This is a genomic window from Sebaldella sp. S0638, from assembly GCF_024158605.1.
In the GTDB taxonomy this organism is placed as follows: Bacteria; Fusobacteriota; Fusobacteriia; order Fusobacteriales; family Leptotrichiaceae; genus Sebaldella.
Genome location: NZ_JAMZGM010000201.1, coordinates 1 through 3,220, shown reverse-complemented (window position 1 = coordinate 3,220; position 3,220 = coordinate 1). Strand labels below are relative to the sequence as shown.

Sequence of the window (3,220 nt, the reverse complement as noted above, 5' to 3'; positions counted from 1 at the left end):
GAGATTAGCAGATAAAATTTTAATAACTTTAAATTTTTTGACATTTCCTAAAAAGCTTTTAACTTCAATGATTTGACTTACTTTTATAGAATCAACTAGTACAAATATTTCCATTTAAGCCACTTCCTTTCTATTTTCTAATTTGAATTGGAACTCTACATCATGGAAAGTATAATTTTCATCTTTACTAGTTAATATGACACCAAGAGATTCCTTGTAATATTTTTTCTTGTTTATTTCGTAACTGTCTAAGTAGAAGTAAGGAGTGTTTTTAAGTTCCTGTAATTCTTGATCATCTACAAGTACTGTAATATATCCTTTAGTTCTTCCATCTTTTATATTTAAATTAGAGTAGTCGAGGTTAGAGTTGTATATTAATTCTTTGATATCTTTTGGTGTCATTTCTTCATCTCCTTATTTCAAATTTTCCATTTTTTTAAAATAACGGGGTTTATTGTTTATCAATCATTTCTGAGTAATCCCACATGATTCCGTCAATTTCATCTTTTACCGATTCAAGTTTTGCAAGAAACCCCATGGCTTTTTCAACCAATTCCACAAGGGCGTTGTCTTTAATTTTTAATGCACTCTCTAAGATGAAATCTGAACTATCTGTTCCCTCGTTTTCCCATACATCAATCATTTCTTCTGTAATTTCCAGCCTTTCTTCTTTGCTTATTCCTTTGTTATTCATGTTATCAGATCCTTATATTAGGTTTGTTTGTATTTTGGTTGTGTTGGTTTTAAGTTTATTTGCGATTCAGTGTAAATGTTTCTTATCAGCATCTGTTGTCTATGAGCAACTTGATGTTTAAAAAAATATGTAACTTTTATTCTTAAAACTATGATAACATAACACTTGCTAATTGTCAACTGTTTTTTCATAAAAATTGTCGATTGGCAACAAAAATATGGTAGAATGTAATAAGGAGGAAACATGCAAGAATTTAAGATTAATGAAAAAAAAGCGAAAGAGTTTGGAGAATATATCAGAGGAATACGTGAAAAATTAGGATATAGCACTAACAAAGTAGAGATTGATACAGGAATATCGAAGTCAGATTTATCAAGAATAGAGAATGGTTTAAGAAAAAATATTAATCCATTTTATTTAAAGAGTCTAGCGAAATTATATAGAAAAAATGTATTAGAATTCCATAAAAAACTAGATTTTATAGATGATGAAACTACTATGAACGAAATTCCAAAGGACGAAAATTCGATGATTTTACCTATATACGGATTTGCCAGTGCGGGGAAAGGTTATATAAATTTTGATGAAGAAGTAAAAGAAATAGTATTGCCTAAGCTAAATAACAAAATAAGCAAGAATTCTTTTTGTACAATAGTGAAAGGCGAATCAATGGAACCATATTATAATGACGGAGACATAATAGTGGTAAACCCTGATTATTGCATGGAAATAGAATTATTGAATAAAAAAGAATGTGTAATTGATTATGACGGAGAAAGATATTTAAAGAGGCTATTATTTGATAATGGAGACTTAATATTAAGGTCATATAATGAAGCATACAAAGATATAACGGTGCCTAACGAAAGGCTTAATGAGGTGTCTTGTTGTGGGGTTGTAACTATGGTATTGGATATGAGGGTATGATATTTTACATAAACATTAAGGAGCGAAATATGAAAAAGATAGTCGTATTGTTGGTTTTATGTATGGGGTTGATAGGTTGCAAGAGTAAAATAGATAAAGTAATAGATGGACTAGACAGTAGATTACATGTCTCAGTTCAGCAGAATAAGCTTAATTTAGTATTGTTTTGCACTGATATTAAAGACTTAAATGCTAAAGAATATTATAAAAATGAAGACTTAGAAAAGTGTGCAAGCACAGTATTAAAAAATGAAGTAGAAGCAAAAGTAGAATTTCGACGAAAATATGATACATATATTAAAAAACATAGTGTCGAGGATTCAATAAATTATTTATACATACCTTATAAAAATTTAGAAGTAGAAACTTTTATTAAAAATTTTCAAGAAATTGAAAAATTAATTGATGTAAGTTCATGGACACATTCGAAAGATGACATTTGGACTTTGAAAAAAACAAATTTACTTATACTTTGGAGAAACTCTATAAAAGACCCCTTAACTTATTCTATTGATAGTCAAGAGATAAAAAATAATAATTCTGTGAAATGGCAAAAAGAAAAAATTGAGGAAAGTTTTCCAGGTTTTTTTGATTAAAAAAAGTTATTTCTCAATAATGATGGTGCTAGAGGAGGAAACCCGTTAAGGGTAGCCTCTATTTATCTATTTAAAAAAATTTCGAAATTAAGTTGACAATTAGCAAATTAAAATATATAATCATTTATGAGGTGAGAACATGAAAAGAGATATAAGAGAAAACGAAGAATTCATGACACTAAAAAATATGATATACCGTAAAAAAACTTCGTTATCCAAAGTAGCCAAAAATCTAGGTATATCAACAGAATACATATATATAAGTTTTCATAGAAATAAAAGAGATATTATAGACAAAGTTTTTAATTATGTTACAAATATCTAATTTTTTTATACTTTTCAAGTTTCTTTTTGTCAACTGATTTGATATGACAAAAATATACCAATGCCCTAGGCTACAAATTAGCCCTAGTGGAAAAGACCAAAAATCAAAAGCCTAAGGTGGTGTAGTAGGTAAAAAAAGAAAGGAGACGAAATGAATAGAGATATGGAATTGAAAAAACTGGAAAAAAGGATTAAATACTTGGAACGTGAAAATATGTTAAACGGAATTGTCATGTCTATTTTAGGAGCAATAGTAACTTTTCTCATATTTAAAAGTTAAAGTAATCTCCAAATTCAAAAATAAAAGCTAATGTCAGTATTAAATTTCCGAAGTATTCAGGGAAGGAATAAAATGTTAAAGACAATACTAATAAGCATAATAACAGCATATATAACATCCAAAGTATACGATTGGATAAAAAAGAAATAAGTGTATAGGAGGTGTAAGAATGGAAAAATATGGTTTATCAAAATTAGAAAAAGTAAGTACTCAATCTGAATTAGTCAGTAAAAACAATGAAGAATTAATGAATTATGGTATAGACTTACAGAATGAATATCGTAAATTAAGCGTAGCAGTAACAGTATTAAAGGAGTGTTCTGGAATAGAGTTACCGGACGAAGAAATTGAAACAGTGATGAGTTTTTATGGAAAGAGCTTTCTTGAAATATACAGATA

General features: G+C 28.1%; 7 protein-coding genes. 5 read left to right on the top strand and 2 right to left on the bottom strand.

The genetic code is table 11. The annotated features are described in order from the left end of the window. Positions 1 to 114 precede the first annotated feature (114 nt). Together NK213_RS19390 and NK213_RS19385 are read right to left on the bottom strand one after the other, a co-directional pair. A complete protein-coding gene (locus NK213_RS19390; RefSeq protein ID WP_253352396.1) occupies positions 115 to 402 on the bottom strand; it encodes a hypothetical protein in 288 nt (95 codons plus the stop codon). Positions 403 to 451: 49 nt separating this feature from the next. Next, positions 452 to 694, bottom strand: coding sequence for a hypothetical protein (locus NK213_RS19385; protein WP_253352394.1), 243 nt, complete (start codon positions 692 to 694; stop codon positions 452 to 454). A 243-nt stretch (positions 695 to 937) separates the two neighbouring features. Between NK213_RS19385 and NK213_RS19380 the strand changes: the two genes are divergently transcribed. The 5 genes from NK213_RS19380 to NK213_RS19365 form a co-directional block, all read left to right on the top strand. Next, complete coding sequence (locus NK213_RS19380) at positions 938 to 1,621, top strand: XRE family transcriptional regulator (RefSeq protein ID WP_253352392.1); 684 nt, start codon at positions 938 to 940, stop codon at positions 1,619 to 1,621. A gap of 29 nt (positions 1,622 to 1,650) precedes the next feature. After that, positions 1,651 to 2,217 carry a hypothetical protein gene (locus tag NK213_RS19375; RefSeq protein WP_253352390.1) on the top strand — a complete coding sequence of 189 codons (567 nt, stop codon included), beginning with the start codon at positions 1,651 to 1,653 and terminating at the stop codon, positions 2,215 to 2,217. Positions 2,218 to 2,356: 139 nt separating this feature from the next. Beyond that, positions 2,357 to 2,542, top strand: a complete 186-nt coding sequence (locus tag NK213_RS19370) for a hypothetical protein (protein WP_253352388.1) — start codon at positions 2,357 to 2,359, stop codon at positions 2,540 to 2,542. Positions 2,543 to 2,692: 150 nt separating this feature from the next. Beyond that, positions 2,693 to 2,821 (top strand): hypothetical protein, encoded by a 129-nt coding sequence (locus NK213_RS20540; protein WP_256478842.1) that lies wholly within the window; start codon positions 2,693 to 2,695, stop codon positions 2,819 to 2,821. A 169-nt stretch (positions 2,822 to 2,990) separates the two neighbouring features. After that, positions 2,991 to 3,220 (top strand): hypothetical protein (locus tag NK213_RS19365; protein ID WP_253352386.1); only part of this gene is annotated, 230 nt, incomplete at its 3' end.